Origin of the sequence: Arthrobacter yangruifuii (assembly GCF_009192775.1) — a bacterium.
Classification (GTDB): Bacteria; Actinomycetota; Actinomycetes; order Actinomycetales; family Micrococcaceae; genus Arthrobacter_B; species Arthrobacter_B yangruifuii.
The window spans coordinates 354,916-380,354 of the sequence record NZ_VTFX01000004.1 but is presented as its reverse complement, the minus strand read 5'-3'; the positions used below and the strand labels follow the sequence as shown (position 1 = coordinate 380,354).

Here is a 25,439-nt window from a genome sequence, read left to right as displayed (position 1 = left end):
CGGCGGAGCCAACTAGACTGGATTCCGATCCCATGCAGCAACAGTAAGGAACGAAACTCCAATGGCCATCCTGACTATCCGCACGCTCGGCGACCCGGTCCTGCGGACCCGCGCCGAAGACGTGACCGACTTCGGCCCCGAACTGGCGAAGCTGGTAGCGGACATGGAGGAAACCATGGAGGACGTTGAGGGCGCCGGTCTGGCTGCTCCGCAGGTCGGCGTCAGCCTGCGCGTCTTCACCTACCGCGTGGACGGCCAGGCCGGCCACGTGGTGAACCCGGTCCTGGAACTCAGCGAAGACCTCCAGCCGGACCACTTGGAGGGCTGCCTGTCCATCCCCGGCCTCGGCTACCCGGCCCCGCGTTTCCGCTGGGCCCGGGTCACCGGCGTCGACCTGCACGGCAACCCGATCAGCATCGAGGGCGAAGGAATGCTCGCCCGCTGCTTCCAGCACGAGACCGACCACCTGAACGGGTCGCTCTACATCGACCGGCTCGAAGGCGAACACCGCAAGGAGGCCCTGCGCGCCATCCGCCAGCGGGAATACGACGCCATCGCGGACCGCACCGTAGCCCAGCGCGCCCAGAACGTCGGCTCCAGCTTCGGCACCTTCGGCACCCGGACCGGAGCTTAGGCAAGCGTGACACTGCGAGTCCTGTTCGCCGGCACCCCCGCGGTGGCCGTGCCGTCCCTGAACGCACTGATTGACGCCGGATTCGACGTCGTCGGTGTTCTTACCCGTCCGGACGCGCCGCTGGGCCGCAAGAAGGTCCTGACGCCGTCGCCGGTGGCCGCCCGAGCCCAGGAGCTGGGCCTGCCGGTGATCCGCGCAGCGAAGGTGGATGATGAGGCCATTGCCGCCATCGCCGCGCTGGATCCCGACGTCGCCGCCATCGTGGCGTACGGCGCCCTGGTCCCGGCCCGTGCCCTCACCGTGCCGAAGCAGGGCTGGATCAACCTGCACTTCTCCCTGCTGCCCGCCTGGCGCGGCGCCGCCCCCGTGCAGCACGCCGTGATGGCCGGAGACGACATCACCGGTGCCTCCACGTTCCTGCTCGAAACCGGGCTGGACACCGGCCCGGTCTTCGGCACGCTCACCGAAACGGTGCGGCCCGAGGACACCAGCGGCGATCTGCTGGAACGCCTCTCGCATTCCGGTGCCGTGCTGCTGGCCCAGACCTTGGGCGCTGTCGACGCCGGTGCGGCCGTGCCGGTACCACAGCAGGGTGACATCACCCTGGCGCCAAAGCTCAGCATTGACGACGCCCGCGTGGACTGGCAGCAGCCCGCCCTCGCCATCCGCCGCCGGATCAACGGCGTCACCCCCGAACCCGGCGCCTGGACTACCTGGGACGGCGCCCGGTTCAAGATCGGGGCGGCCAAGCTGCGCTCCGATGTCACCGACCTGGCTCCCGGCCAGGTGCGCTTTACCGGCGGCGCTGATGCCGCCGCCGTCGTGGGTACCGGCTCACACGGACTCGAACTGCTGCGTGTCCAGCCCGCAGGCAAGAAAATGATGCCGGGGGCCGACTGGGCCCGCGGCCTCGCCAACCGTGAGGACGTGGTCTTCGAATGACCCCCCAGCCCGACCAGCCCAACAAACACCGCAACGACAAGGGCCACGAACGCCGCCGCGCCGCCGTCAAAACCCGCACCGCCGCCGCTCCCGGCCAGCGCACCCGTGCTGCGGATCCGGCCCGGCTGGTTGCCTTCGAAGTCCTCCGCGCCGTCTCCGGCGAGGACGCCTACGCCAACCTCGTGCTGCCCAAGAGCATCCGCAAGCACCGGCTGGACAAGCGTGACGCCGGCTTCGCCACCGAATTGGCTTACGGCGCACTGCGCGGCCAGGGAACCTATGACGCCATCCTCGCCACGTGTGTGGACCGTCCGCTGGAACGCCTGGACCCTGCCGTCCTGGATGCCCTGCGGATCGGCACGCACCAGCTCCTGGCCATGCGCGTGCCCGCCCACGCCGCCCTGGACCAGACCGTCGGCCTGGCCCGCGCCGTCATCGGTGCCGGTCCGTCCGCGCTGATCAACGCGGTGCTGCGCAAGGTCTCCGCCCGCAGCCTGGATGAGTGGGTGGAAATGCTCACTGCCGGGGAAGCCGACGCCGTGAAACGTTCGGCCGTGGAATACTCCCATCCGGAATGGATCGTCCGCGCCCTGCGCCAGTCCCTGGTGGCCCACGGACGCAGCGTCGAGGAAATCACCGACCTGCTGCGCGCCGACAATGACGCCCCCGTGGTGAACCTCGTGGCCCTGCCCGGGCTCGGGAACCTCGACGAAGCCCGTGCCGCCGGCGCGGTGGACGGCGAACTCGTAAAGGACTCCGCACTCTTCTCCGCCGGCGACGTCGGCCGGCTGGACTCGGTCCGCGCCGGCACCACCCGGGTGCAGGACGCCGGCTCGCAGCTGGTGGCCCGCGCCCTGGCCGAACTGAAGCTGGACGGCTCATCCCTCGATGAGGACGGCGTGGAAAAGTGGCTGGACATGTGCGCCGGCCCCGGCGGCAAGGCCGCACTGCTCGCCGCCCTCGCCCACGAGTCCGGAGCCGTGCTGCTCGCCAACGAACCCGCTCCGCACCGCGCCCAGCTGGTCCGCCAGGCACTGGAAGCAGTGCCGGGGGAGACCTGGAACGTGCGTACCGGCGACGGCCGCACCATCGCCGAGGACTACCCGGAAACCTTCGACCGGATTCTCGTGGACGCACCCTGCACCGGTCTCGGCGCCCTGCGCCGCCGGCCCGAATCGCGCTGGCGCCGCCAGCCGTCCGACGTCGGCGAACTCGGCATCCTGCAGCGCGAACTCCTCACCACCGCCGTGGACGCGGTGAAGCCCGGAGGCGTGGTGGCCTACGTGACCTGCTCGCCGCACCCGGCGGAGACCACCGCCGTCGTCGCCGACGTCATGCGCAAGCGCAACGACCTGGAACTGCTCGACGCCGGCGCCGCACTGGACGCGGTCAGCCTGCCCGGCGCGCTGGAGGCCGGGCATGAAAACACCGCGCAGCTGTGGCCGCATATCCACGCCACCGACGCCATGTTCCTGGCGCTGATCCGCCGCAAGATCTAGGAGACCCTTCGTGAGCAAGTGCTGCATCAACCCGAGCATCCTCTCGGCCGACTTCGTGAACCTCGAAGCCGAGCTGCAGCGGATCAGCGCCGCGGACGCCGTGCACGTGGATGTCATGGACAACCACTTCGTGCCGAACCTGACCATCGGGCTGCCCGTGGTGGAACGGATCCAGCAGGTGTCCGCGCTGCCGCTGGACGCGCATCTGATGATCGCCGACGTCGACCGCTGGGCTCCGCTGTACGCCGAGGCGGGCCTCGCCTCGGTCACGTTCCATGTGGAAGCGTCGACGGCGCCGATCAAGCTCGCCCGCGACCTGCGGGAGCGCGGTGCCAAGGCCGGCATGGCCCTGCGCCCGGCCACCCCGGTGGAGCCGTACCTGGACATGCTGCCCGAACTGGACATGCTGCTGATCATGACGGTGGAACCCGGTTTCGGCGGGCAGAAGTTCCTGGATGTCACGCTGCCCAAGATCCGCCGGGCCGCCGAGGCCGTCCGGGGTTCCGGGCTGCCGCTGGCCATCCAGGTGGACGGCGGGATCTCTCCGGAGACCATCGAACGGGCCGCCGAGGCCGGCGCGAATGTGTTCGTGGCCGGGTCCGCCGTGTACGGCGCCGGTGATCCTAATGACGCTATCCGCAAACTGCGCGCCGCAGCCGAAGCGGCTGTGTAAGAATAGTTAGCAACAAACGTGCTCCGGGGTCGGTGTAATTCCGAACCGGCGGTTATAGTCCGCGACCCGCACTGCTGATCCGAGAACCTCGGGGAAGCGGTGCGGTTGAATCGGTGAAATTCCGATACCGACAGTTAAAGTCTGGATGGGAGAAGCACGTGCAGTTTGTTGTTCCGCCGGCTTTGCCGACCCTTCCAAGGGGACCCGTTTCGGGACCCGAGGCGAGGGTCCGTTCCGGGCCCCGCTAAACGGGGCCGGTGCGGATTCCCCGTGAGGTTGGTCCGCTGCCGGCGATGCACCCACTGCCGTACGCCTGTCGTACCCCCCCCCGGAGCAGCAGCTTAGGGATAAAAGGACGACATGGATATTCTGCGGTGGCTCTTTGATGCACAGATACCGGTGGGCTCAAGCTCGCTGCTGGTGCGCGAACTTCTCGGCAACATCTTCGGACTGCTCAGCGCCCTCGGGGGCATGCGGCGCAAGGTCTGGGCCTGGCCCGTCGGCATCCTGGGCAACCTGCTCCTGCTGACCGTCTTCCTCGGCTCCATCTTCGGCGACGCGGACACCGCCACGCTGCTGGGCCAGGCCGGCCGGCAGATCATGTTCATTGCCGTATCCGTCTACGGCTGGCGCCGCTGGCGTCAGGCCAAAACCAACGGCGGCGCGGCCGTGACTCCGCAGTGGGCCTCCGGCCGGGAACGGATAGGGCTGGTCACCATCATGGTCCTGGGCACTGTTGCCCTGACTCCCGTCTTCGCCCGGCTGGGCTCCTACGAACCGGTATGGGCGGATGCCTGGACCTTCGTCGGATCGCTGCTGGCCACCTACGGCATGGCCAAGGGCTGGGTGGAGTTCTGGCTCATCTGGGTGGCCGTGGACATTGTGGGCGTGCCGCTGCTGTTCAGTGCCGGCTACTACGCCACCGCGTTTATGTACCTCTTCTACGGCGGCTTCACCCTGGCCGGCTTCTTTGTCTGGTGGAAGGCCAAAAGGAACGAAAAGCCGCAGGTTGAGGTCCTGATGCCGGATATCCGGACGCGCTGACCATGGGCACCGAAACCTTCACTCCCGGCGAGGTCTCGGCCATGGATCAAGCCCTGGACCTGGCCTCCCGGGGAGTGCGCGGTGCCAACCCGCTGGTTGGGGCGGTGATTCTCGACGCCGACGGCGCCACCCTGGCCACCGGCTACCACCGCGGCGCCGGAACGCCCCATGCCGAAGCCGATGCTTTGGCCAACGCCCGGGCCACCCACGCAGTCGTCACCGGCGCCACGATGGTGGTGACCCTGGAACCGTGTAACCATACCGGCCGCACCGGACCGTGCTCCCGTGCCATCATCGACGCCGGCCTGGGCCGCGTGGTGTTCGCCGCCGCAGACACTACTGATGCCGCGGCCGGGGGAGCTGCTGCCCTGCGCGCCGCCGGGATCGAGGTGGCCTCCGGGCTGGGGGCCGGAGCTGCCATGGAGCTGAACGCCCGGTGGGCTTTGGCCGCGGACCAGCGGCGGCCCTTCGTCACACTGAAGATCGCCTCCAGCCTGGACGGGCGGATCGCTGCCGAGGACGGCACCAGCCAGTGGATCACCGGCGCCCAGGCCCGGCAGGACGGACAGGCGATCCGCTCCCGGGTGGACGCCATCCTGGTCGGCACCGGCACGGCACTGGCTGATAACCCGCGGCTGACCGCCCGTACCCCGGACGGCGCCGAAGCGGAGCGGCAGCCGCTGCGCGTCGTCGTCGGCCGCCGGCCTGTTCCCGCGGATGCTGCCGTCCGGGGCCGCGACGGGCGGTTCGTCCAGCTGGACACGCACGATCCTGCCGTGGCTGCCGCGGACCTGTTCGGGCGCGGCGTCCGGCACCTGCTGGTGGAAGGCGGCTCCACCCTGGCCAGTGCCTTCCTCCGTGCCGGCCTGGTGGATGAACTGGTGGTGTACACCGCGCCGCTGCTGCTCGGCGCGGGCCTCGGCTCCGTCACGGGACTGGGGGTGGCGACCCTTTCCGACGCTCCCCGCTGGCGCTGGGACACGGCGGGCGGAGGCGCTGTGATGCATCTTGGGGCGGACCTGAGGCTGCGGCTGGAACCGGTCCCTCCACCTTTCGACGACGAAACGAAGGACGGATAAATGTTCACTGGAATCGTTGCTGAACAGGGCAGCGTGGTTAGGCTGCTTCCGAACCCTGCCGGTGACGGCGCGGTACTGGAAATCATCGCTCCGGCCACGAGTACCGGCCTCGGGCTGGGCGGCTCGATAGCCGTCAACGGCGTGTGCCTCACCGCAACCGAACTTCGGGACGGTGCCGTGAGCGTGGACGTCATGGGTGAAACTCTGACGCGCACCACCATCGGCGGGTTGACGCCCGGCGCCAAGGTGAACCTGGAGCGCTGCGTTCCTGCCGGCGGACGGCTGGACGGACATGTGGTCCAGGGCCATGTGGACGGTGTGGGCGAGCTGCTCGAACGGAAGTCGCTGGGCACCTGGGACCGGCTGCGGTTCTCCGTGCCTGCCGGGCTGGCGAAGTATGTCGCGGAAAAGGGGTCCATCGCCGTGGACGGCGTCTCCCTGACGGTCACCGCCGTCAGTCCTGCCGACGCGGAACAGCACTGGTTCGAGGTGGGCCTGATCCCCACCACGCTGGCTGAAACCGGGCTCGGGGCACTGGTGCCGGGCAGCCAGGTGAACCTGGAGGTGGACGTGCTGGCCAAGTACGCCGAACGGCTGCTCGCGTTCGCCGGTCCGCGTACGCCCGGTTCGTCTGCCGGTGCCGGATCCGGGGGGACCTTGTCCGACGGCGCTGCATCCGGGGGATCCTTGTCTGACGGCGCTGCATCCGGGGGGACCTCGTCCGACGGCGCCCTGTCCGACGCCACCCCGTCCAACAGCTCTGCGAAGGAGGCTCAATGAACGCTCCCGCCATTGTTTTGAACCCCGTCTCCGAAGCCGTCGAAGCGATTGCGGCCGGCCGGGCCGTCGTCGTTGTGGATGATGCAGACCGTGAGAACGAGGGCGACATCGTCTTTGCCGCCCAGCATGCCACCCCGGCGCTGATGGGGTGGACCATCCGCTACAGCTCCGGTGTTGTCTGCGTGCCGCTTCCCCGCAGCTATGCGGACCGGCTGGAGCTGCCGCCCATGACGGCGGTCAACCAGGACGCGAAAGGCACCGCCTACACCGTCTCCTGCGACGCCGCGGAGGGCACCAGCACCGGGGTCAGCGCCTCGGACCGTGCCCTCACCGCCCGGGTGCTGGCTGATCCTGCTGCCGGGCCGGGCGATCTGCACCGCCCCGGACATGTCTTTCCCCTGCGCGCTGCCGACGGCGGCGTGCGCGAACGCCGCGGCCATACCGAAGCTGCCGTGGAGCTGGCCGGGCTGGCCGGCTGCGCTCCGGTGGGCGTCATTGCCGAACTCGTGCATGATGACGGCGAGATGATGCGCCTGCCTGCGCTTCGCACGTTCGCGGATACCCACGGGATTCCGCTGGTCTCCATCGAGGACCTGGTCCAGTACGTCCAGGAGCGGAGGGCCGGCGCATGAGCGAAGCCGCAGCCACCTCGCCGGTTCTGCCCGGGCCCGCAGTGCATCTGCCCACCGCGGCCGGAGACTTCACTGCCATCGCCTGGACTGACTCCCGCACCGGCGTCGAACATCTGACCCTTTCTGCGCCCGGCACGTCAACCGAACAATCCGGCACTCTGGGCGAGGGAGCGCCTTTGGTCCGGCTGCATTCGGAATGCCTCACCGGAGACGTGTTCGGATCCTTCCGCTGCGACTGCGGAGAACAGCTGGAGCAGGCCATGGAACTGGTAGCACTGTACGGCGGAACCATTGTGTACCTGCGCGGCCAGGAAGGCCGGGGGATCGGGCTGGCCAATAAGCTGCGCGCCTATGCTCTGCAGGAAGCCGGTGCGGACACTGTGGAGGCCAACGAACAGCTTGGCCTGCCTGTGGACGCCCGTGACTACCAGGCTGCTGCCGAGATCCTGCACCAGCTGGGCCTGCACCGGATCCGGCTGCTGACCAACAACCCGGCGAAGCGGGACTGGATGCGCCGTTACGGGGTGGAGGTGGAGGCCATGGTGCCTTCCGAGGTGCCCGTCCGTGCCGAGAATGAACGGTACCTGCAGACCAAGCGGGACCGGATGGACCATCACCTCACCCTGCTGCGCACCAAGCCCGTGCGGCAGAGCTGAATGAGATCTTTCGACTGACCCCGTTCCCGGAAATCCCGGGGCCCCCACGCTCCCGGGAGCAGTCGTAACCCGGGAACATCCCCGGCATCAAAACACCCCCGACCCCAACACCAAGGAGCAGCATCATGAGTGGACACGGCGCCCCTGCCACCAACCTCAGCGGTATCAAGTTGGCGGGCATACCCGTTCGGCTGGCCATCGTTGCCGCCAGCTGGCACACCGAAATCATGGACGGACTCATCGCCGGGGCCCTGCGCGCCGTCGAAGAAGGCGGACTGGAACCGAAGCTGATCCGGGTTCCCGGCAGCTTCGAACTGCCCGTTGCTGCTGCCCGGCTGGCACCGCACTATGACGCGGTGGTGGCCCTCGGCGTCGTGATCCGCGGCGGCACCCCGCACTTCGAGTACGTCTGCTCCGCTGCAACCACCGGCCTCACCGAGGTCAGCGTCCGCACCGGCACCCCGATTGGCTTTGGAGTCCTGACCTGCGACACCGAGCAGCAGGGCCTGGACCGTGCCGGCCTGCCGGGATCCTCGGAGGACAAGGGTTATGAGGCAACGGCAGCAGCGGTGCTGACCGTGGCGGAGCTTCGCGGCGCAGGAGTCTAGGAATGGCGGATATTAGTGTCCGGCCGCTGACTCGCGGTGAGCAGGCTGCGGCGCTAGCCATCCTGGTGGATGTTTTTGCAGCCGATCCCAGCTGGCAGCGCGTGATCCGCGTCCGCCGTCTGGTTAGGCCTCTGCTGACGCGTTACTACCGCCGCTGCCTTCGGGATCTGATTCCGGAGTCCAACGCCGATGGTGCCTGGGACGGCGATCGGCTTGTGGGGGTGGCGCTCTGGTATCCGCCGCGTCAGCGTCCGGACGGGCTGCTTGGCCGGATCCCGCGGTTGTTTTCTGCGTGGAAGCGGCAGAGCCGGAGGAGGCCGGACAACCAGCCAGAGCGGACGGGCCGGAACGGGTGGCTCCTGGAAGGCATCGCTGTTTCCGCCCACGGCCGAAGCAAAGGGATAGGCAGCTTGCTGCTCTCGCACCGGCTGGATGGGTGTACCGAACCGGTGCATTTGGAGTCCACCACCGAGGCCAGTGCGCGTCTATACAGGCGATACGGATTCGTGGACGACCCTGATCAAAACGGAGGAGATCTCCAGATGACGCGGCACCCTGCAAACGGATAACCGTCCTGACCTGTTGGATACGACGGAGCTGGGCCACGGGTCGATTCTGCGCTCCGGCCTTGCCGCACAATAGCTGCACGACGGCGGGGCGTAGGGTTTCAGAAGGTAGAAAAAGGGGGACACATCTTTGGGTGCGATGGATGACCTGATCGGAATCGGCGAGGTCCGCGTGCTGCAGCACGTGCTTACCGCCGCAGCCCCGGCCTGTGAATGGGACGAGCTGCTGGCCGCCGGGGAGAAGCTGGAGCCGTTATCGCTTCGCGGACGAACCGACGTCGTCGCCAATGCCCTGGTGGAAACGCTGGTTTCCTATCCGACAGCCGCTTCGGCGTTTCGTGCGGGCATGGCCGAACCGGCGTTCAGCGGATGGATGCTTTGGCCTGTCACCGAGGCTGCCGTCACGCTCGCCCTGCGGTCCGGCAGGGATGCAGACTTCGACGACGCGCTGGCCCTCTTGGCGGAGCTGACGCCGCGGCTAACCAGCGAGTTTGCCATCCGCAGGCTGCTGCGGGAACGGCCGGACCGGGCGCTGGAGATCATCCAGTCGTGGACCGTCCATCCGGATCAGCATGTTCGCAGGCTGGCTAGCGAGGGTACCCGTCCATACCTGCCTTGGGCCGTCCGGGTTCCGCAGCTGATGGTCCGGCCCGAGGCTACGCTGCCGATCCTGGAAGCCATGCACAACGATCCCGAGGACTATGTCCGCCGGTCCGTAGCCAACCACACCAATGATCTGGCCCGGCATGCCCCGGAGTTGGTGCTGGAGGCTGCTGCGCGATGGCAGCAGACCGGCACCCCGGGCAGCACATGGGTGGTGCGTCACGCCTTGCGCACTCTGATCAAGAAAGGCAATCCGGGGGCACTGGAGCTGATGGGCTTCGCTCCGGCCTCGGTAAGCGTTACCGAGCTGCAAGCCGAGGCTGAGGTTCTCGCCTTGCCTGCGGATCTGGTCTTCGGGTTCCTTCTGGCCAATACCGGGGATGTCTCGGCGCGGCTGGCGGTGGATTATGCCGTCCATTACGTGAAAGCCAGCGGAGCGACCACCGAGAAGGTGTTCAAGCTGGCCACTGTGGAGCTCGCGCCGGGGGAGTCCCGCAGTCTTTCCGGCCGGCATGCCTTCCGGCAAATGACCACCCGTCGGCATTATACCGGGCTCCACGCCCTCGAACTCCAGGTCAACGGCGTCCGGCACGGCCGGCTCGAGTTTGAGCTGAAGATTTAACCGCTCGACGGCGGCGAAAAGGGAAGGGGCTTTTCTCCTGACGGCTTGCTGCTCCTTGGCTAGCGAAGGCTCGGTGCAACGGATCTTCCCCGGCAGCCAGGAGCGAGGAAGTCCTGTTGTGGTTAGAACGGCGGTACCGACTCCCGCTGGTCTGTGGCCTGTTGACCTGACATCGAGGATGAACTGGTTGGGTTCAGTTCCAGGAAGGGGTCGGTCCGGTAGACCCGCCCGGTAGGGGACGTCCATTCCATCACTCCCGGTGTGGGTTGGGCGGCTTTCCAGTAGCCCAGGGTTTTGAAGCGGTGGTGTCGGCGGCAAAGGTGTTCCAGGTTGCCGTGTTCGGTGTCGCCGCCTTTCGCCCAGTCGGTGGTGTGGTCGATCTCCGTGACCGCGGTGCTGACCCGGCAGCCGGGAAACCTGCAGGTTCCGTCGCGTGCCCGTAGCCAGCGGGCGAGTCCGGCGGGGACTTTCCGGCGGCGTCCGACCCCGAGGATCTCCCCGGTGGTTGGGTCTTGAGCCAGTCCGGTCCAGTGGGCGGCGTTGCGGGCGAGTCTGCGGGCGGCTTCGGCGCTGATCGGCCCGTAGCCGTGCAGTTCAGCGGGCTGTTCGTCGGCACCGAACAACGTTTCGGCGTTGATCAGCACCATGATCTCCGCGCGCGGCAGAACACCCATGGACCCGGATGACTCCTCAGATTTGGGGCCACCGACTTTGTCGGTCCTGCCGGCGGATGCGGTCCCGCCGTTGGAACCGCCGGCGCGGGGTGAACCGAGCCCGCCCATGAGCAGTTGGGTCAGGATGTCGGCCCGCAGCTGGTCCGCTGTCCGCAGGTCCCCATCCGCCTGCTCACCCCTAGCCGACGTACACAGTGCGGTGTAGATCTGCTGGGCATGCTCGGCCCGTAGATTGGCCGACAGCCAGGACATGCCGTCCTCGTCCCGTTCCAGGATCACCTTGCGTTTCTCGAACGCGGTCCGGTGCCGTTCGGGAATGGTCTCGGGATACTTTTCCTCCCGCAGCCGGCGGGCTTTGGCGCAGAACTGTGGCCGGGTTATGCCTTCGGCTGTGGCGAGCAGTTCGGCCTCGAACTCGGGAAGTTCCGCGGAGGGTATGTTCTCGCACTGATCCAGGACCACCTGGGCGTGCGCGTAGGAGAAGCGTCCTTCTTCCAGTCCGGTCAGGGTGGCGGTATGGGTGCTGCAGAGTCTGCCGGCTTCGACCATCATGCCTTGGGCGGTGGTCTGCGGAACGTTCAGGATCGCAGCGCATTCGGAGGCGGCGACGCTGAACGCCAGCCCCGGACCTTCACTGCCGAAGTGCCTGCATACGTCCTTGCGGAACAGTTCCTCCATATGGTTGATCGCCCGGGCCTGCTGGGCCTGCGTCCACCGCACCAAATGCGCCAAACGGGCCAACACCTCACCGGTAGCCTGTTCGTCGAAGGACTCCAGATTCGCCATCGCCAGCACCCCGGTAAAACCGTCCGGGAAGCCATCTCTCCCGGCGGTGTCCGTTGGAACGGAGCTGGGTTCCGCCGGATCCGTCGGTTTAGAGCCTGCCGAGCCTGTGGTGTCCTCCGGAACGAACCCGGGTTCGGTAGCTGCAGGCGTTGTGTCAGCGGCGGCGGATGCGGACCCGGCGTCCAGCCCGCCGGTCGAATTAGGTGCGGATCCTGCTGCCGGCGCTTCGGTGGGAACCTGTGGAGATTCGGGACTCGGTATGGGTACATCAAAGAGAGTGGCAGAAGGCGTTGAACCGGTACCCGTAGACCCGGTGCCGGAGCTGGACTCCGTGGAATCGGTCTGGATGCCGTCGTCGTCGGAGTCCGTACCGTCGCCAGCGTCGCCACTGACGTCCGGAACCGCCCGATACACCGCCAGCGTGCAGGGCGTGCGCGGAGCATCCGTGTCGCCAGCGGAGCCTTTCGGCTGCTGGTCTTCACTGCCCTGCTCTTCGGTTGTCCGTTCGGTATTCCCGAGCTGATCCATACCCTCAGGATTTCACCCGGCACTGACATTTCCGGCCCAAAAACAGGCCAAAACAGCCCTCCGAAAAAACCGAAAATACCCGTCTTTCTCAAACGACTACTTGGATGCTTCCGACCACGCGATGGAACCCCAAACCACCCCGAAAGCGGTTCGCCTAGGGAGTGGCGAGTTGCTCGTAGGTGCCCCAAAACCCGGCTGGATCCAGTGGCCGACCGGTCAGCAATCCTTCCAGATACAGCAGGTGCGTATGCCAGCCGGGCAGGTAGGAAGCTGTCTCGGCACCCAATCCTGTGTGCAGCAGCGTCATCTGCGTCGCACCGGCGTCGGAACTAAGGGAAATCCGAAGCGCCGAGCGCGGTTCGTCCGGAAAATCCCAGGTCATCGAGAGGAGCCGTTCCGGTTCGCAGTCCAGAATCGTGCTCACGGAGTAGTAGTCCTCCGCGTGCTTGATCCTCACGGTGTTGTCCGCTGCGAACTCGCCAGCGGCAAGTGTCCCCAGCCAGTGTGGCAAGGCCTCAGGATCCGTCAGGCCCCACCACACGCGCTCGGGAAGCACAGGCATGGACCACGTCAGCGAAACGCCTTCCAGCACAGGGTCAATCGATCGCCTGATCAGTGGCATGCCGGGGAGCCTACCGCATGGGTCCGGCCATGTTTACCCCGAGCCCCGGGCACCGACGAGCCAGGGCGCCGACGAACCCGGGTACCGACGTCGGCCCTTGCCCGCGAGGACCGGGCACGGTCGGAGCGCTCCGCTGGCCGGGCCAGCCGCCGCATCCGTCAATTCCGTCAATCGAGGGCGCCCTCGACCATCCGTTTCAGAGCCGCGACGTGCGCATCGAAGGCCTGCCGGCCGGCGGAGGTGAGGCTGAGGCGTGTGGTGCGGCGGTTATCGGTCCGGCTGGTGGACGCAGATTTGGTCACCCGGACGTACCCGACGTCGGCCAGGCTGCGGACCGTCTTCGAGAGGTTAGCCTCGGATAGATCCAAGGCCTCGCGGATAACGGAGAACTCGGCACTATCCACGGGCCGCAGGATCCCGCAGATCCGGAGGCGGTTCGGAGCGTGGATCGCCTCGTTGAAGGCCGGCTCGGCCTCCACGCCGCAGTCAGCGGCCACTACGGAGCTCAAGGTAATAGGCACGGTCGTAAAGCCTGCCGAGGAGCCACACCGCCAGGAACGCGACCGCTGCAGTCAAGGCAATCCAGGCTTCATGGCCGGTGGACTCCAAGGTGAGAGAGACTCCGAGTAAGAACGCAACGGCGACGCCCAGGGTCACCGCAATGCCCAAGCTCCGCGGCCCTGCCGTCCGGTTGATAGTCACGCCGGTCTTCTTTTGAGATGCCACGGTAAGGGCGACCAGTGCTATGACGCCAAATGCAACCAGCACGGACCGCGAGGGCTGTTCCACGCCGGGCGAGCCGATGATGAACACCGTTGCCACACCGAGCAGCGGATAGTACCAAGGAGGAGTCTTCACCCGCTCCGCAAGGGCAAGGCGGTCATTGGACAGGGCATCGAGTGTCTCCCGTGCACCTGCGCGATCCGCATCGCCGTTCATTCCGGATCCAAAGTTGTTTTTCATGGTGGCAAGTCTTTTACTTGCCTAGCAGTTAAGTCAAGGGTTGGCGGAAGACCGGAAACCCGAACCCGCCGCGAAGCCCGGCTGCGGGGCAACACAGATGGGTGGCGGTGGCCAACTAGCCTGAAAACCGCGGACCGAGCAGGTTGGTGTTGATGCCGACAAGGAACCGCATGCCCTCCGCCGTCAGGGACAGCTCCTTGCGTTTCGCACCGGTCCGGGGAGCATCCACCTCCTCACTGTGAAGGAAACCGGCCTCCTGCAGTCGCTTCAGTGTCCGGTACAGACTGCGCTCGGTGATCCGCCATCCGGTTGCCGAGCCGACCTCGGCGGCAACTTCAGCCACCGTTGCCGGTTGCCGGTCCGCCACGATCTGGAGGATCACCGGCGTCAGCATCGATTTCTTGTAGGTCTCCACCCAGGACTCAATCCGGGCCTCCAGCCATTCCCGGTCCTCCGTGGGGCGGGTCATCTCAGTCCTCCCAGCCGCGGCCCAGGACCGAGCCCGCAAGGTGGACCAAAAGGCCCATGCCCCAGGCAGCACTCATGAGCACGGTGGCTCCGAACCAGGGCGAACCAAGCAGGATATCCGCTGCCTCCGTGCCGCTGCCGGCCGCGAAGACCAGGAAGGCGGCGTGCAGATTGAACGAGGTTGTCACGGTCACGAAGGCGATGGCGTGCGCGACGGCGAAGCCGAACCGGACGCGGATCAGCCTGCGGTAGCTGCGCCACATCCAGGCAGCGGTTCCCGCCGCCACCGCGGCGGTGAGGATCCCGGCGAGGAGGCCGACGGCGCCGTCGTTCAGCGCGATGCCGATCTGTATGAGCAGCATGGCTGTCACCAGAACCAGGGTGTACGGCAGCAAAATGGAACGGGCGTTAGCGGGTGCCTGAGGCAGTGCATTAGTGTCCATGGCTGGCACTGTACCAATGGGACACTACCTACGGTAGGGGATTTCGGGACTTATTCGGGCAGGGCTGCCACCGCTTCGATTTCAACCAGTTGATGGTCATAGCCCAGCACGGTCACACCCAGCAGCGTGCCGGGTACGTCATGGCTGCCAAAGGCATCACGCACCACCTCCCAGGCGGCCACCAGATCGGACTGGGAGCTCGAAGCGACCAGGACCCGCGTGCTGACGACGTCCCCAAGTTCCGCCCCGGCGGCGGCATAGGCATATTCGGCGGTACTGGACCATTGATGGGCCGATCCTCTCACGCTGCGGCGGTATCCGGAGGTCCGGCGGGGCGGCGCACCGGCCCCGGGCCGTCCCCTGCCGTCCGGTCCCGCCGCGGATACTCCGCCGGCGGGAACGGCTGGTTATCCTCGGAGCATGAAAGATGCACCCCGTGACGCTGCAGCAGCGCCGCACGACGACGAGTCCTCCCGGGCGGGCGTGCAGCGCCGGACGTTGACTGTGGTTGTTGTCAGCCAGGTCCTTGGCGGGGCAGGCCTGGCTGCAGGCGTCACCGTGGGTTCGCTCCTGGCCCAGGAGATGCTCGGCTCCGCGGGTCTGACCGGACTTCCCGCAGGGCTGTTCACACTGGGTTCTGCACTGGCCGCCTATCTTGTGGGGCGGATGACCCAACGGGTCGGACGCCGAATCGGGCTCGGGGCCGGCTTCACCGCCGGCAGCGTGGGTGCCTTCGGCGTTGTCCTCGCCGCGGTGCTTGACAGCCCGGTCCTGCTGTTCGCCGCCCTGTTTGTCTATGGGGCGGGAACGGCAACCAACCTGCAGGCGCGGTACGCAGGCACGGATCTGGCCGTACCTGACCGGAGGGGGCAGGCGATCAGCATCGCCATGGTGTCCACGACCCTCGGCGCCGTTGCCGGACCGAACCTCGTTCTGCCCATGGGCCGCCTGGCGGCGGAGCTGGGCATACCCGCGCTAGCCGGACCCTTCCTGCTGGCGGGAGCCGCCTACCTGGCCGCCGCCGTCGTACTCCTGCTGCTGATGCGGCCCGATCCGTTTCTCCTGGCCCGGAAGCTGGACTCGGACAAAGCGGCCTGGGCGGCCCGAAATGCGGGGCAGAGCGGCGAAGGTGAGCCCGGTGAACCGGCCGGCGCGCAGGGGACCGGGAGGTATGTGGGCGCAGCGGTGATGGTCCTGACCCAGATAGCGATGGTGGCGATCATGACCATGACGCCGGTCCACATGCGGGCGCATCACCATGACCTGGCCGACGTCGGCCTGGTGATCGGCGTGCACATCGGGTCGATGTACCTGCCCTCCCTGGTCACGGGTGTGCTGGTGGACCGGATTGGCCGCACCCCTATGGCAGTGGCTTCCGCCGTGACCCTGCTGTGCGCCGGAACCACCGCTGCCCTCGCCTCCGGCGATTCCCTGGGGCCGATGATCGCGGCCCTGGCACTGCTCGGGCTCGGCTGGAATTTCGGTCTGATTTCCGGCACGGCCCTCGTGGTCGACAACACCTCTCCCGAGGTCCGCCCGCGGGTACAGGGCAAGATCGATGTCCTGGTGGCCCTGGCGGGAGCGGGCGGAGCATCGCTGTCAGGCTTTGTGGTTGCCGGAACCAGCTATGCCACCCTCGCCTTCTCCGGGGGAGTGCTGGCCCTGGTGCTGCTTCCGGTTCTGGCCTGGAGCCGCCGCGGGACGGTAAGGACCGGCGTCGCACCTTCCTGACCGGAAGCCGCGCTGGACCGCGGGCAGCGTGCTCACACCATGTCGTCGGGAAAGAACAACTCCTCGATGGTGCTGTTGAAGACGGCCGCGATCCGGAACGCCAGCGGAAGCGACGGATCGAACCGGCCGCGTTCAATGGAGATGACGGTTTGCCGTGAGACGCCCAGCTCATCGGCGAGCCGTTGCTGGGACCAGCCCAGCCGTTGGCGGGATTCGTGAACCCGGTTGTTCACGTCAGTTTTTTCCCCGCAGCACCAGGTAACGGATGCCGAAACAGGCAAAGCCGAGGAGGATCACGGCAGGCAGAACGAGCTTGAGGTCCACGGGGAAATCCCGGGGGATGAGGGCCAGGACGGTCGCGGTTATTCCGAGCACGAGGACCAGGTCCGTGAAGGAGCCTGCAGCAGCCTTGTCGAGCCAGCCCGCTTCAACGGAGTCATCCGGGCGTGCGGGTGCTCCGGCCAAAGTGCTGCGGTCCACCACGAGGACGTACACCAGGCCCGCGGCGGGCGACGCGAAGAAGACGGCAAACACGGCGAAACCGAGGACAGGACTCGGTCCGCTGACACCCGCGAGGACAGCCAGCAATCCTGCAGCCCCGCCCAGGATCATCCCCGAGGGAACGGCGACAGCCAGGGCGGGTATCCGGCCGGTTCCGAACCTGGCATATCCCCACTTCGAACGTGCTTGCCCCACAGACATGGCCGCTCCTCCTCGGGTGTACAGCGTGCTTTACATGTCTAGTGAGCTTTACATGTCGGCCGTTGTCAAGAGTGGTGCGGGGTCACCGGTAGGGATCCACCACCACCTGCACATCGTCCATGTAGAGGACCCGCCCCGGATCCGATGACCGGGACTCCTCCCAGCGAACCCCGTACCGGGTGAGCAGCTCAAGATAGCCGGGGATCTTCGCCAGCAGATGGCCGGCGGAGGTCTTGAACCATGCCTGCGCGTAGGGGTGAATGCCCCGGTCATACACCGAGGGATGGGTAATGCTCGGATCCGGATAGGCGTCGTTGTACCAGGTATTGGAGCTGCGCCACCACTCGTAGTCTTCCCGGCTCAGCACGCCCTCGCCCGCCAGTGCGTTGGCCAGTCCGAAGATGCCGATCCGGGCACCGCGGGCGTTGGGCTCGGCTGCCTGATACCTGATGAATTCCTGACCTGCGTCCATGGACTGCATCCTCGCACGCAGGCGGCGACGACGGCGAAGGGCACGACGACGACGGCCGGCGCGCGGACGACGACGGAGGGCCGGGCGACGACGGCGGCCGGCGCGCGGACGGCTCGCACGGCCGGCGACGACGGCGACGGCGGGCACCGCGCGGGGACGGCCGGCACCGCCCGCCGCGTGCTGCCCTGCTTACCCCGACCGGCCGGAGGTGTCCGGATTCCGGATCCCCAGCCACGCTGTGAGCCCGGCGGCCAGGAACAGCACGGCGCTCACCAGCACGGTCTGCCGGAAGCCGGGGAAATCCAGGGCACCGCCGGACACGGTTCCGGCCAGCGCAATCGCGATTAGCCCGGCCACACGCGATACGGCATTGTTGACCGCAGAGCCTATCCCGGCGTCGTCCTCGTTCAGGGCGCCCAGCACCGCCGAGGTCAGCGGCGCCACCATCACCGCAAGGCCCAGTCCGCACAACACGAGGCCGGGCAGGAGTTCGGTGGGGAAATCCAGCGGCGGCCGCACTCCGAGCATCAGCAGGAACCCTCCGGCGCAGAGCACCGGTCCGGCCGCCATGAACAGCCGAGGACCGAAGGTTCCTGCCAGCCGGCCCATCCGGGCGGAGAGCAGCAGCATCGCCAGCGGCAGAGGCAGTGCGGTGAACCCGGCAGCGGTGGCGGAGAACCCGGCAGCCTCCTGCACGAAGACGGTCACAGCGAACGTTCCCAGCGAGAGCCCGGCATACGCGCCGGCGGTCACCAGGTTGCCGTAGCGGAAGTTCCGCGCCCGAAACAGGGACAGCGGCATCATCGGCGACGGTGCCCGTGCCTCGTGCAGCACGAACACCACCAGGGCGGCCAGTCCCGCGGCCAGGGGAACAACGATGGCGGGATGCCCCCAGCCGAGCCTTTCCTGTTCGATCAGCGCATAGACGGAACCGGCCAGTCCGGTGACGGCCAGTACGACGCCGGGCAGGTCAAACCCGGCCGTCCGGCGCCCCGCGCTCTCCTGCAGGCCCGTCATCAGCAGCAGGCAGACGGCCACCGGCAGCACGTTCACCGCGAAGATCAGCCGCCAGCTTCCCACGTCCACCAGCACCCCGCCCAGCAGCGGGCCGATGATCGCGGCTGTGCCGGTCCAGGCCGTCCACCGGCCGATCGCGGCCGCGCGGGCGGCGTCCCGGTACGCCGTCGTAATGAGCGCCAGTGAGCCCGGAACCAGCAGTGCCGCGGTGAGGCCCTGGACGGCGCGGGCGGCGATGAGGAGGCCTGGGCTCCAGGCCAGGGCACACGCCAGAGACGCGGTTCCGAAGCCGAGTATCCCGATCCGCAGGATCCGCAGCCTGCCGAAGGAGTCCGAGAGCGAACCTGCCAGCAGGATAAACGCGCCGAGGGTCAGCAGATAGGCGTTGACGGTCCACTGCTGGGTGGGCAGGCCGCCGCCGAGGTCGGCGCTGATGGCGGGCAGTGCCACGGTGACGATGGACCCGTCGAGGAACGCCACAAAGGTGGCCAGGACGGCGACGGCGAGCAGCCGGGTGTTCCCTGAGGTGCCCGGCTGCTCGCCGGCGGTGCCGGACACTCCAGGCACCTAAACGGCGGGCGGGTACGGCGACGCCGTGGTGTCGCACTCCGACGGGGTGTGATCGTCCCCGAAGTAATGCACCGCCTTGGGGTACTCCGCAGACCGGGCGGGGTTTTCGCAGTGGATGACGCCGCTCCACGTCCGCACGATGCGCATGGTTGTCCTTCCAGGAGAGCTGGCCCCCGGATTCAGGGGCTCGGAGCAGGAAGCTGGCCCCGGCGAAGGGGACCCGTCCCGGTGAAGGAAACGCGTCCCGGTGAAGGAGCCTAGCCGCGGCCGGGCGGGGTGGCCAGAGCAGGCAGGTACCCGGGGAAATGCTGCCGGATGAGCTGGAGCTGGAGGGGCAGGTCTAGGGTCCGGGGATGATCCGTCCGGCATCCGTTGCCGCCTCGATGAGCGTTTGGAGGCACGGGGCATGGCGCCGGGACGGATTAATGCGCCGGGCAAGTGCCTGCGGAATCCGGTTCAGCCCTCTAGGTCATAGACCAGCGCGGGATCCCGTTGGAGGATCCGGTCCCGCATTTCCAGCTTCAGGACCTCCAGATGGGCCAGCTCCTCCGGGCTCTTTTCCGGTTTGCCCGTCAGCTCGATGAACTCGTCCGCAACAATTCCGTCATCCCGGAGCACGCACGTCACGGAGGCCTCCCGGGTGCTCAGCTCGAACACGTAGCGGGCCAGGGTGCTGCCGCGTTCGGGACGGGCGAGCTCGGGCAGCACGGCGTAGCGGTCCCCGGTCACTGCGCGGGTCACGAGCTCAAAGGCGTCCCGGGCGCCGGGACCGCCGAAGGGGGTCCGTACGCGGATCTCCCGGCGCTGAAGCCGGCCGCCCGGGTTACGGGAGGCCAGCTCCGGCAGAGCCCTTCCCAGTGCAGCGAAGGCATGTGCCACCCCGCCGGGGAAACCCGGGCCGTGGTACTTCATGCAGTCGGCGAAGGTGAAGTCCAGCTGCACGCCGTCCTCCCAGACGGTGAGAGTCCGGCCGGGGTTCGGGATCGGTGTCGGTTCGGGACGTTCGGGGGTTGCAGCGTGCTTGCTCATGTGGGGTTTTACTCTCGGTGCTTTGGTGTTGGTGGGGCAGCGGGCCGCGGGGGCTGACGTGGTCGCAGCGATGTGCGGCGTCATGCGGTCCTCACAACGGGCGTGAATTAGACTAAAAACCGTATCAGGCCAAGGAAGTCCCAGCTAAATACTTCTCGGCTAAGGGAAGGAAGATGGTGTCGCGGTCACGCGTTCAGTCCAGGCGTGTTGTCGTTCCGGGCAGCGGGGACCCGACGAGTTGAACGGCCCCGGTTCACATGGAATTGCTGTTCGGGCGGCCGCTTGTCGATCGAACCTCCAGTGACGTCGGCAGATACCTGCGACGGGGGCGATCGGAGAACGGATGGCTGAGCAGCATTTCACCAGCGATGCGGCCCTTCTCGAACAGCGGCTGACGCACAGTGGTCAGACCCGCCCGTGCTGCTTCCGGCACGTCGTCGAATCCTGTGACTGTCAGGTCTCCGGGCACACTCAATCCGCGCTGGCGTGCCCCCTCAAGGGCGCCTATTGCCAGGACATCGCCGAAGCAGCAGACCGCAGTGATATCCGGGTCCCGTTGCAGAAGTGCGTGAAGAGCCGTAAGCCCGGCATCAACCGAGTTTTCGAAGCGCTCCTCGACCGCAATTGACCCAACTTCCGCGCCGAAGAGGCCTTCCCTTAAACCATGGATGCGATTGCGCTGGACTGGGTAGACAGCGTTCTTCCACATCTCTTCATCGGCTGGCCCGTTATGCCGGCTGCGGCCCAACCTGGAGGTAATCACCCCCACTTTCCGGTGGCCCAAGCGGCTCAAGTAGCGGCCAAGATCAGCTGCTGCCAAATGGTCGTCGAGGCCCAACCAGTCGGCGTCTCCCACAACTTCCGGCTCGTCGACGACGACAATCGGCAACCTTCTCTTGAGCGCAGCAGCCAAATGCGGGTCATCTTCGGGTACCGAATAGAACACGAAGCCGTCCACCACCGCGCCCATCACGTTTGATACGCGTGAGTTGCCAACAGGTGACCCGGCCGGCAGCAGGAGCAGGTTCAGCTGGGCGTCCTGCAGGGCCGTCGAAAGGCCCGCGAGGAGGGAGACCGAGGCAGGATCGCGCAAGGCGAAGGACATCTCGTCTGTGAAGACAATGCCGATGGTCTCCGATTTCCCGCGCCGAAATTGGCGGGCGACTGGATCCGGTCCCGCGTACCCGACCGCATCCGCTGCGGCGAGTACACGCTCGCTTACCGACGTTGAGACCCGCTCGGGGTGGTTGTAGACGTTGGAGACCGTCGCAGGAGAAAGCCCCAGGGACCGGGCGATGCTCGTCAGTGTCGGTGCCTTAGAGGGATTCGGTTGCCTAGTCACTGCGCGATGCTAACAACCTAAACGTTTAAACGCTGCCACGACTACCTGAGTAGAAAAGTTCCATGCGAAGTACAGGCCTTGAGGAGACATTGACCGCTCTACGTAAACCGTTCTAATGTTCACCGCATCCCGCTACTGAAGCGCAGACCTGGAACGAAGGAGTTCATGGTGCTGATCCCGTCGACGATGACTGCGAGCGTACTTCGAGGAGTGAAAGACCTGATCGTCGAGGAGCGGCCGGTGCCGGTTCCCGCGGCCGATGAGGTGCTGATCCGGGTTCACAGCGTGGGGGTGTGCGGGTCAGACGTGCACTACTTCCAGCATGGCCGTATCGGTCCCTATGTTGTGGAGTCCCCGTTGGTTCTCGGCCACGAAGCGAGCGGCACCATCGTTGCCGTCGGTGCAGATGTAGATGAGTCCCGGGTTGGCCGCCGGGTGGCAATCGAGCCGCAGCGTCCCTGCAGAGTGTGTGAATTCTGCCGAGAGGGCGCCTACAACTTGTGCCCGAAGATGGAGTTTTATGCCACGCCCCCGATTGACGGAGCGTTCTGTGAATACGTCCTGATCCAAGACGATTTCGCGTACGACGTGCCGGACTCGATCAGCGATCATGCTGCGGCTCTTATGGAACCGTTGTCCGTCGGCATCGCCGCTGCACAAAAGGGCGGGATAGAGGTGGGAAATACCGTACTCATCGCCGGAGGCGGTCCAATTGGGATCCTGACGGGCCAGGTCGCGCGGGCCTTCGGCGCCACCGACGTCGTCGTCGCCGACATTAACGCTGGCCGCCGCGCTCTTGCTGCAGGTTATGGCCTCCGCGTCGTGGATCCAGCTGTGGATTCCACGGAGCAACTGGGTGCGCATGTATTCGTTGACGCCTCGGGGGCGACGCCGGCCATTCTCAACGGAATCCGTTCCACGCGTGCAGGCGGGACAGTAGTACTGGTCGGCAGCGCTGATGAGTTTCCGCTTTCCGTGCCCGAAATCGCCATGCGGGAGCTGAGTGTCACCGGGACGTTTAGATATACGAATACGTGGCCGATAGCACGGTCGCTTCTTATATCCGGTCTTGTGGAAGTCGATTCGCTTGTCACCCACGAATACGGAATTGAGCAGGTCGAGGACGCTCTCGTAGGTGAAGGCGCCGGAAATTCCCTCAAGCGGATGGTCCTCCCGGGCGTGCGCACCGTGGAGAATCCGCATATGCGGGGCACAGCATGAGCAGCACCCTGCTGTCGGTCCGGGACCTGAATAAGTCCTTTCCCGGGGTGAAGGCGCTGAACCAGGTCTCGTTTGATGTGCGTCCCGGTTCCGTGCACGCAGTCTGCGGTGAGAACGGCGCGGGCAAGTCCACGCTCATGAAGATCATCAACGGCATCTACCAGCCCGACAGCGGAACGATCCACGTTCGCGGCGAGGAGGTGCACATCAAGAGCCCGATCGATGCACGGGCCCACGGTATTGCGATGATCTCCCAGGAATTGAACTATGTCCCGGAGATGACAATCGCGGAGAGCTTCTTCATGGGACGTCTTCCCCTCAAGTACGGCAGGGTGAACTGGCGCTATATCCGCGGCGAAGCGAAAAGGGTGATGACAGAGGAGGGGCTGGATTTTTCCGGCAACCGCCGTCTCAACACGCTGACGGTATCCGAGATTCAAACGCTGGAGATCTTGCGCGCTGTCTATCACAGTGCCGAGATTCTCATCATGGACGAGCCCACCTCGGCGATCGCGCACAAGGAAGTCGAGTCGCTTTTCGCGAAGATCCGGGCGCTTCGGGATGAAGGCAAGTCGATCATCTACATCTCCCACAAAATGGACGAGGTGTTCCAGCTCGCAGATGATGTCAGCGTTCTCCGCGACGGCGCGATCGTCAGTTCTCAACCGGCACAGGAAACCACCTCGGCCCGGGTGATTGCCCAGATGGTGGGACGCGACCTGGACCACCAAAGCTATCCAAAAGAACGTGTTGAGCTGGGAGCCATGGTCTTCAAAGCTTCGCGACTGTCCCGGGAGAATGCCTTCGAGGACATCAACCTCGAGATCCGGGCGGGCGAGATCGTCGGCCTTGCGGGCCTGATCGGTGCCGGCAGGAGCGAAGTGGTTCGAGCAGTTTTCGGACTCGACCCTCTCGATTCAGGAACCGTCGAAGTGGACGGAGTGCTGGTCAGGACCAATACACCGAAGAAGGCGATCGAGCACGGAATAGCGATGTTGTCCGAGGACCGCAGACTGGTGGGCATCATTCCGAAACTCAGCATCAAAAAGAACGCGACGCTCGCCAGTCTCAAGAAAGTCATACACGGCGGGTTTCATCGATCAAGTGTCGAAGAGCAATTAGTCACTGAGTACTTCCAGAAGATGAATGTAAAGGCGCCGAGCACCGAGACCCGCATCGAATCGCTCAGCGGAGGCAACCAGCAGAAAGTTCTCCTGGCCCGCTGGCTTATTGCCGATCCCAAAGTCATGCTCCTCGATGAGCCCACGCGGGGGATCGACGTGGGCGCCAAGTTCGAGATCTACAAGCTCATGACCGCACTGGCCCGCCAGGGCCGCGCCATCCTGATGATCTCTTCCGAGTTGCCCGAGCTGATCGGTATGTGCGACCGCATCTACGTCATGTCGGCAGGGCGGATGACCGCCGAGTTGGAGCCGCATCAGTTCTCACAGGAAACCATCCTCAAACACGCCATGAATCAAATCGAGGTGGCATGACTATGTTGTCCAGGCTGAGATCTTTCGAAGCAAGCCGCTACTCCATTTTCATCATCCTGGTAGTGGTACTCGTGGCAGCGAGTTTCCTAAGCCCCAATTTTCTCAGTGGTGACAACGTCTTCAACGTACTGCGGCAAGTCGCGGTGATCACGATCCTGGCGTACGGTGCCATGACGCTGATTATCGGCGGAATGATCGACCTTTCTGCCGGCGCCGTGATGGCATTCGCAGGTGTCGCTTCGGTCCTGATCTATAAGTCGAGCAATAGCATGCTTCTCGCCTTCCTAGCCGGGATAGCGGTGGGCGTGATCTGCAATCTCATCAATGCGTTCCTCGTAGCCACTCTGCACACCCCGGCCTTCATCGTCACTCTTGGAATGATGCTGATGGCCCGAGGCGCGGTCCTCGAACTCACGCAGGGGCAGAACGTCCTGCAGCTGGGGGATTTCATCTTGATCGGCCAGGGCAACCTCGGATTGCTGCCGATACCGGTCCTGATATTGCTCATCATCACTGCCGTCATCTGGTACTTGATGAACCAGACCCGTTACGGCCGGTCCGTATACGCCGTGGGCGGCAACGAGGAAGCGGCACGTGCGGCCGGCATTGCGGTGGAGCGTGTGAAGTATCAGGCGTTCTTGATCAACGGCGCGTTGGTCGGGATCGCCGGAGTTATCTTCATGTCACGCGTCAACGCGGGCCTCCCCAATGCGGGCATCGGCTATGAACTGCAGGCCATCACCGCACCGATTATCGGTGGAACCAGCTTTTCCGGCGGGGTCGGGACGGTCTTCGGCACGCTCGCCGGCGCACTTATCGTCGGTGTACTCGGAAACATTATGAATCTCATCGGTATCGGCTCTTATGTGCAGCAGATCGTGATGGGGCTGATCATCGTTGTCGCCGTGGCCTACGACGTGTTCAGCAAGCGGGGCAGGACCAAGACCACCATCCTCAAGTCGGCCCCGCCGGTTCAGCCCCCACCATCCGCCGGAGAGTCACCCGGTGCCCTGGAAAACGCCAATCCCAAGCAATGA

General features: G+C 66.0%; 28 protein-coding genes, 2 pseudogenes and 1 riboswitch. Of the genes and pseudogenes, 16 read left to right on the top strand and 14 right to left on the bottom strand.

The window, feature by feature from the left end; all coding sequences use genetic code 11:
• Nucleotides 1-61 precede the first annotated feature (61 nt).
• From def to GD627_RS09660, 12 genes and pseudogenes are all read left to right on the top strand, one after another.
• Nucleotides 62-634 (top strand): peptide deformylase, encoded by a 573-nt coding sequence (gene def / locus GD627_RS09715; RefSeq protein ID WP_146362245.1) that lies wholly within the window; start codon nucleotides 62-64, stop codon nucleotides 632-634.
• 12 nt (nucleotides 635-646) lie between these two features.
• Nucleotides 647-1,576: a methionyl-tRNA formyltransferase gene (gene fmt / locus GD627_RS09710; RefSeq protein WP_152272518.1), complete on the top strand. Its 930-nt coding sequence runs from the start codon at nucleotides 647-649 to the stop codon at nucleotides 1,574-1,576.
• Nucleotides 1,573-3,075: an RsmB/NOP family class I SAM-dependent RNA methyltransferase gene (locus GD627_RS09705; RefSeq protein WP_152272322.1), complete on the top strand. Its 1,503-nt coding sequence runs from the start codon at nucleotides 1,573-1,575 to the stop codon at nucleotides 3,073-3,075. The genes fmt and GD627_RS09705 overlap by 4 nt, the downstream gene beginning before the upstream one ends.
• Nucleotides 3,076-3,085: 10 nt before the next feature.
• Complete coding sequence (gene rpe, locus GD627_RS09700; RefSeq protein WP_146362243.1) at nucleotides 3,086-3,748, top strand: ribulose-phosphate 3-epimerase; 663 nt, start codon at nucleotides 3,086-3,088, stop codon at nucleotides 3,746-3,748.
• Nucleotides 3,749-3,763: 15 nt separating this feature from the next.
• Nucleotides 3,764-3,909, top strand: a riboswitch (FMN riboswitch).
• A gap of 199 nt (nucleotides 3,910-4,108) precedes the next feature.
• Entirely contained in the window at nucleotides 4,109-4,792 is a 684-nt protein-coding gene (gene pnuC, locus GD627_RS09695; protein ID WP_146362242.1) for a nicotinamide riboside transporter PnuC, read from the top strand.
• A gap of 2 nt (nucleotides 4,793-4,794) precedes the next feature.
• Nucleotides 4,795-5,871: a bifunctional diaminohydroxyphosphoribosylaminopyrimidine deaminase/5-amino-6-(5-phosphoribosylamino)uracil reductase RibD gene (ribD, locus tag GD627_RS09690; RefSeq protein WP_152272321.1), complete on the top strand. Its 1,077-nt coding sequence runs from the start codon at nucleotides 4,795-4,797 to the stop codon at nucleotides 5,869-5,871.
• Nucleotides 5,872-6,510 (top strand): annotated as a pseudogene (locus GD627_RS09685) (riboflavin synthase); the annotation flags it as partial.
• Between the two features lie 137 nt (nucleotides 6,511-6,647).
• Nucleotides 6,648-7,283, top strand: coding sequence for a 3,4-dihydroxy-2-butanone-4-phosphate synthase (gene ribB, locus GD627_RS09680; RefSeq protein WP_152272319.1), 636 nt, complete (start codon nucleotides 6,648-6,650; stop codon nucleotides 7,281-7,283).
• Nucleotides 7,280-7,939 (top strand): GTP cyclohydrolase II, encoded by a 660-nt coding sequence (locus GD627_RS09675; RefSeq protein WP_146362238.1) that lies wholly within the window; start codon nucleotides 7,280-7,282, stop codon nucleotides 7,937-7,939. Before ribB ends, GD627_RS09675 begins: the two co-directional genes overlap by 4 nt.
• Nucleotides 7,940-8,064: 125 nt before the next feature.
• A complete protein-coding gene (gene ribH / locus GD627_RS09670; protein WP_152272318.1) occupies nucleotides 8,065-8,547 on the top strand; it encodes a 6,7-dimethyl-8-ribityllumazine synthase in 483 nt (160 codons plus the stop codon).
• 2 nt (nucleotides 8,548-8,549) lie between these two features.
• Nucleotides 8,550-9,116: a GNAT family N-acetyltransferase gene (locus GD627_RS09665; protein ID WP_152272317.1), complete on the top strand. Its 567-nt coding sequence runs from the start codon at nucleotides 8,550-8,552 to the stop codon at nucleotides 9,114-9,116.
• A 136-nt stretch (nucleotides 9,117-9,252) separates the two neighbouring features.
• Nucleotides 9,253-10,338: a DNA alkylation repair protein gene (locus GD627_RS09660; protein ID WP_246165418.1), complete on the top strand. Its 1,086-nt coding sequence runs from the start codon at nucleotides 9,253-9,255 to the stop codon at nucleotides 10,336-10,338.
• Between the two features lie 122 nt (nucleotides 10,339-10,460).
• Here GD627_RS09660 and GD627_RS09655 read toward each other — a convergent pair whose 3' ends face one another.
• From GD627_RS09655 to GD627_RS09625, 7 genes and pseudogenes are all read right to left on the bottom strand, one after another.
• The gene (locus GD627_RS09655; protein WP_152272315.1) at nucleotides 10,461-12,326 is read right to left on the bottom strand and encodes an HNH endonuclease signature motif containing protein; all 1,866 of its coding nucleotides are present in this window, start codon (nucleotides 12,324-12,326) and stop codon (nucleotides 10,461-10,463) included.
• 154 nt (nucleotides 12,327-12,480) lie between these two features.
• Nucleotides 12,481-12,948, bottom strand: coding sequence for an SRPBCC domain-containing protein (locus GD627_RS09650; RefSeq protein WP_152272314.1), 468 nt, complete (start codon nucleotides 12,946-12,948; stop codon nucleotides 12,481-12,483).
• 167 nt (nucleotides 12,949-13,115) lie between these two features.
• Nucleotides 13,116-13,469 carry a transcriptional regulator gene (locus GD627_RS09645; protein WP_246165417.1) on the bottom strand — a complete coding sequence of 118 codons (354 nt, stop codon included), beginning with the start codon at nucleotides 13,467-13,469 and terminating at the stop codon, nucleotides 13,116-13,118.
• Nucleotides 13,435-13,911 (bottom strand): hypothetical protein, encoded by a 477-nt coding sequence (locus tag GD627_RS09640; protein ID WP_152272313.1) that lies wholly within the window; start codon nucleotides 13,909-13,911, stop codon nucleotides 13,435-13,437. The genes GD627_RS09645 and GD627_RS09640 overlap by 35 nt, the downstream gene beginning before the upstream one ends.
• Before the next feature lie 115 nt (nucleotides 13,912-14,026).
• Nucleotides 14,027-14,380, bottom strand: coding sequence for a PadR family transcriptional regulator (locus GD627_RS09635; RefSeq protein WP_152272312.1), 354 nt, complete (start codon nucleotides 14,378-14,380; stop codon nucleotides 14,027-14,029).
• 1 nt (nucleotide 14,381) lies between these two features.
• Nucleotides 14,382-14,822, bottom strand: a complete 441-nt coding sequence (locus tag GD627_RS09630; protein WP_152272311.1) for a hypothetical protein — start codon at nucleotides 14,820-14,822, stop codon at nucleotides 14,382-14,384.
• Between the two features lie 50 nt (nucleotides 14,823-14,872).
• Nucleotides 14,873-15,085 (bottom strand): annotated as a pseudogene (locus tag GD627_RS09625) (RidA family protein); the annotation flags it as partial.
• Nucleotides 15,086-15,242: 157 nt separating this feature from the next.
• Between GD627_RS09625 and GD627_RS09620 the strand changes: the two are divergent.
• On the top strand, nucleotides 15,243-16,553 hold the full coding sequence (locus GD627_RS09620; protein WP_152272310.1) for an MFS transporter: 1,311 nt from the start codon (nucleotides 15,243-15,245) through the stop codon (nucleotides 16,551-16,553).
• A gap of 32 nt (nucleotides 16,554-16,585) precedes the next feature.
• Here GD627_RS09620 and GD627_RS09615 read toward each other — a convergent pair whose 3' ends face one another.
• The 7 genes from GD627_RS09615 to GD627_RS09590 all read right to left on the bottom strand — a co-directional run bounded on the left by GD627_RS09615 (nucleotide 16,586) and on the right by GD627_RS09590 (nucleotide 21,685).
• The gene (locus GD627_RS09615; RefSeq protein ID WP_146362230.1) at nucleotides 16,586-16,786 is read right to left on the bottom strand and encodes a helix-turn-helix transcriptional regulator; all 201 of its coding nucleotides are present in this window, start codon (nucleotides 16,784-16,786) and stop codon (nucleotides 16,586-16,588) included.
• 1 nt (nucleotide 16,787) lies between these two features.
• Nucleotides 16,788-17,255 (bottom strand): hypothetical protein, encoded by a 468-nt coding sequence (locus tag GD627_RS09610; protein WP_152272309.1) that lies wholly within the window; start codon nucleotides 17,253-17,255, stop codon nucleotides 16,788-16,790.
• Nucleotides 17,256-17,337: 82 nt separating this feature from the next.
• A complete protein-coding gene (locus GD627_RS09605) occupies nucleotides 17,338-17,727 on the bottom strand; it encodes a hypothetical protein (protein WP_152272308.1) in 390 nt (129 codons plus the stop codon).
• A gap of 189 nt (nucleotides 17,728-17,916) precedes the next feature.
• Complete coding sequence (locus tag GD627_RS09600) at nucleotides 17,917-19,302, bottom strand: MFS transporter (RefSeq protein WP_246165416.1); 1,386 nt, start codon at nucleotides 19,300-19,302, stop codon at nucleotides 17,917-17,919.
• Between the two features lie 9 nt (nucleotides 19,303-19,311).
• Complete coding sequence (locus GD627_RS16475) at nucleotides 19,312-19,461, bottom strand: hypothetical protein (protein ID WP_153297125.1); 150 nt, start codon at nucleotides 19,459-19,461, stop codon at nucleotides 19,312-19,314.
• Between the two features lie 309 nt (nucleotides 19,462-19,770).
• Nucleotides 19,771-20,343 (bottom strand): hypothetical protein, encoded by a 573-nt coding sequence (locus tag GD627_RS09595; protein WP_210250483.1) that lies wholly within the window; start codon nucleotides 20,341-20,343, stop codon nucleotides 19,771-19,773.
• A gap of 253 nt (nucleotides 20,344-20,596) precedes the next feature.
• Nucleotides 20,597-21,685 carry a LacI family DNA-binding transcriptional regulator gene (locus GD627_RS09590; RefSeq protein WP_152272306.1) on the bottom strand — a complete coding sequence of 363 codons (1,089 nt, stop codon included), beginning with the start codon at nucleotides 21,683-21,685 and terminating at the stop codon, nucleotides 20,597-20,599.
• A gap of 165 nt (nucleotides 21,686-21,850) precedes the next feature.
• Between GD627_RS09590 and GD627_RS09585 the strand changes: the two genes are divergently transcribed.
• The 3 genes from GD627_RS09585 to GD627_RS09575 are packed head-to-tail and all read left to right on the top strand — an operon-like array spanning nucleotide 21,851 to nucleotide 25,439.
• Nucleotides 21,851-22,906 carry an NAD(P)-dependent alcohol dehydrogenase gene (locus GD627_RS09585; protein ID WP_152272305.1) on the top strand — a complete coding sequence of 352 codons (1,056 nt, stop codon included), beginning with the start codon at nucleotides 21,851-21,853 and terminating at the stop codon, nucleotides 22,904-22,906.
• Nucleotides 22,903-24,402, top strand: coding sequence for a sugar ABC transporter ATP-binding protein (locus tag GD627_RS09580; RefSeq protein ID WP_152272304.1), 1,500 nt, complete (start codon nucleotides 22,903-22,905; stop codon nucleotides 24,400-24,402). Before GD627_RS09585 ends, GD627_RS09580 begins: the two co-directional genes overlap by 4 nt.
• Nucleotides 24,399-25,439 carry an ABC transporter permease gene (locus tag GD627_RS09575; RefSeq protein ID WP_246165415.1) on the top strand — a complete coding sequence of 347 codons (1,041 nt, stop codon included), beginning with the start codon at nucleotides 24,399-24,401 and terminating at the stop codon, nucleotides 25,437-25,439. The genes GD627_RS09580 and GD627_RS09575 overlap by 4 nt, the downstream gene beginning before the upstream one ends.

Bases quoted from the DNA above. Each gene is read 5' to 3' on its own strand.
- def (WP_146362245.1), top strand. From the start codon at position 62: ATGGCCATCCTGACTATCCGCACGCTCGGCGACCCGGTCCTGCGGACC.
- GD627_RS09705 (WP_152272322.1), top strand. From the start codon at position 1,573: ATGACCCCCCAGCCCGACCAGCCCAACAAACACCGCAACGACAAGGGC.
- pnuC (WP_146362242.1), top strand. From the start codon at position 4,109: ATGGATATTCTGCGGTGGCTCTTTGATGCACAGATACCGGTGGGCTCA.
- ribD (WP_152272321.1), top strand. From the start codon at position 4,795: ATGGGCACCGAAACCTTCACTCCCGGCGAGGTCTCGGCCATGGATCAA.
- ribB (WP_152272319.1), top strand. From the start codon at position 6,648: ATGAACGCTCCCGCCATTGTTTTGAACCCCGTCTCCGAAGCCGTCGAA.
- GD627_RS09675 (WP_146362238.1), top strand. From the start codon at position 7,280: ATGAGCGAAGCCGCAGCCACCTCGCCGGTTCTGCCCGGGCCCGCAGTG.
- ribH (WP_152272318.1), top strand. From the start codon at position 8,065: ATGAGTGGACACGGCGCCCCTGCCACCAACCTCAGCGGTATCAAGTTG.
- GD627_RS09665 (WP_152272317.1), top strand. From the start codon at position 8,550: ATGGCGGATATTAGTGTCCGGCCGCTGACTCGCGGTGAGCAGGCTGCG.
- GD627_RS09660 (WP_246165418.1), top strand. From the start codon at position 9,253: ATGGATGACCTGATCGGAATCGGCGAGGTCCGCGTGCTGCAGCACGTG.
- GD627_RS09655 (WP_152272315.1), bottom strand. From the start codon at position 12,326: ATGGATCAGCTCGGGAATACCGAACGGACAACCGAAGAGCAGGGCAGT.
- GD627_RS09650 (WP_152272314.1), bottom strand. From the start codon at position 12,948: ATGCCACTGATCAGGCGATCGATTGACCCTGTGCTGGAAGGCGTTTCG.
- GD627_RS09640 (WP_152272313.1), bottom strand. From the start codon at position 13,911: ATGAAAAACAACTTTGGATCCGGAATGAACGGCGATGCGGATCGCGCA.
- GD627_RS09635 (WP_152272312.1), bottom strand. From the start codon at position 14,380: ATGACCCGCCCCACGGAGGACCGGGAATGGCTGGAGGCCCGGATTGAG.
- GD627_RS09630 (WP_152272311.1), bottom strand. From the start codon at position 14,822: ATGGACACTAATGCACTGCCTCAGGCACCCGCTAACGCCCGTTCCATT.
- GD627_RS09620 (WP_152272310.1), top strand. From the start codon at position 15,243: ATGAAAGATGCACCCCGTGACGCTGCAGCAGCGCCGCACGACGACGAG.
- GD627_RS09610 (WP_152272309.1), bottom strand. From the start codon at position 17,255: ATGTCTGTGGGGCAAGCACGTTCGAAGTGGGGATATGCCAGGTTCGGA.
- GD627_RS09605 (WP_152272308.1), bottom strand. From the start codon at position 17,727: ATGGACGCAGGTCAGGAATTCATCAGGTATCAGGCAGCCGAGCCCAAC.
- GD627_RS16475 (WP_153297125.1), bottom strand. From the start codon at position 19,461: ATGCGCATCGTGCGGACGTGGAGCGGCGTCATCCACTGCGAAAACCCC.
- GD627_RS09595 (WP_210250483.1), bottom strand. From the start codon at position 20,343: ATGAGCAAGCACGCTGCAACCCCCGAACGTCCCGAACCGACACCGATC.
- GD627_RS09585 (WP_152272305.1), top strand. From the start codon at position 21,851: ATGGTGCTGATCCCGTCGACGATGACTGCGAGCGTACTTCGAGGAGTG.
- GD627_RS09580 (WP_152272304.1), top strand. From the start codon at position 22,903: ATGAGCAGCACCCTGCTGTCGGTCCGGGACCTGAATAAGTCCTTTCCC.
- GD627_RS09575 (WP_246165415.1), top strand. From the start codon at position 24,399: ATGACTATGTTGTCCAGGCTGAGATCTTTCGAAGCAAGCCGCTACTCC.